Annotated in this window: 2 protein-coding genes; both read right to left on the bottom strand. The window is 67.1% G+C overall.

What is annotated here, in order from left to right; genetic code table 11:
- Positions 1-750, bottom strand: a 750-nt coding sequence (locus tag Y707_RS25345; RefSeq protein ID WP_253905141.1) for a rhodanese-like domain-containing protein, incomplete at its 3' end; no start/stop codon positions are given.
- A partial coding sequence (locus tag Y707_RS25340; protein ID WP_162150212.1) for a rhodanese-like domain-containing protein occupies positions 674-1448 on the bottom strand: 775 nt, incomplete at its 5' end. The genes Y707_RS25340 and Y707_RS25345, both read right to left, overlap by 77 nt.

The raw sequence follows: 1448 nt of genomic DNA, 5'->3' as shown, positions 1-1448 counted from the left end.
GCCGGCGCAGTGGACGAGGACCGGCCGGTCTGAGGGGACTTCTTCGTGGCGTCGGGCCAGTTCAGCCAGCGGGATGCGCAGGGAATCGGGCACGGCCCCGTCGTCGACTTCACCGGGGTTGCGTACGTCAAGTACGGTGACGTCGCCTCCGGTGCGTTCCTGGTCGAAGGCTTCGACGTCAACACGCGGGCCCTGCTGAACGATGCCGCCGAGTTCGGCGAACGCGCGGGCAGGAGTCTGCAGGTAGCCGGCGACCCGGTCGAAACCGATCCGGCCCAGCCGCATGGCGGCCTCTTCTTCACGTCCCGGGTCGGCGATGATCACGATCTCGTCATCGGAGCCGATGACCATCCCGGCGGTTTCGGCAAAACGGCCATCAAGACCGACGTTCAGGGACCCGGCGAGGTGGCCTTCGGCGAAGTCCTCCGGTGAGCGGGTATCGAGGATACGCGCCCCGCGGACAGCGGCATCCTGCAGCTCGCGCACGTTCAGGGCGTGAAGGTCGCCGTATGTGCCGGCCAAGGCGCGGTCTTTGCGGTTCAACACCGCGTCGGCCGCGAAGTATTCGGGGATGGCAGGCTGCCCGCTGCGGACCATCGCCACGAATTCGTCCTCGGACATGGGCTGGACGGAGAGGTTCATCATCCGCTGCGCACCGATCGTGGATTCGAGTTCATCCGAGAGGTTCTTGCCGCAGGCGGAGCCGGCGCCGTGGGCCGGCAGGACACGGACTTCGGCGGGAAGGTTCATCAGCACATCGTGGATGGAAGCGTAGAGTGCCCGGGCCAGTTCGTCCGGGTCGCAGGGAATCGGGCACGGCCCCGTCGTCGACTTCACCGGGGTTGCGTACGTCAAGTACGGTGACGTCGCCTCCGGTGCGTTCCTGGTCGAAGGCTTCGACGTCAACACGCGGGCCCTGCTGAACGATGCCGCCGAGTTCGGCGAACGCGCGGGCAGGAGTCTGCAGGTAGCCGGCGACCCGGTCGAAACCGATCCGGCCCAGCCGCATGGCGGCCTCTTCTTCACGTCCCGGGTCGGCGATGATCACGATCTCGTCATCGGAGCCGATGACCATCCCGGCGGTTTCGGCAAAACGGCCATCAAGACCGACGTTCAGGGACCCGGCGAGGTGGCCTTCGGCGAAGTCCTCCGGTGAGCGGGTATCGAGGATACGCGCCCCGCGGACAGCGGCATCCTGCAGCTCGCGCACGTTCAGGGCGTGAAGGTCGCCGTATGTGCCGGCCAAGGCGCGGTCTTTGCGGTTCAACACCGCGTCGGCCGCGAAGTATTCGGGGATGGCAGGCTGCCCGCTGCGGACCATCGCCACGAATTCGTCCTCGGACATGGGCTGGACGGAGAGGTTCATCATCCGCTGCGCACCGATCGTGGATTCGAGTTCATCCGAGAGGTTCTTGCCGCAGGCGGAGCCGGCGCCGTGGGCGGGCAGC

It is taken from the genome of Arthrobacter sp. H14 (assembly GCF_000520495.1).
In the GTDB taxonomy this organism is placed as follows: domain Bacteria; phylum Actinomycetota; class Actinomycetes; order Actinomycetales; family Micrococcaceae; genus Arthrobacter_C.
This window is presented reverse-complemented; position numbering and strand designations above follow the sequence as displayed.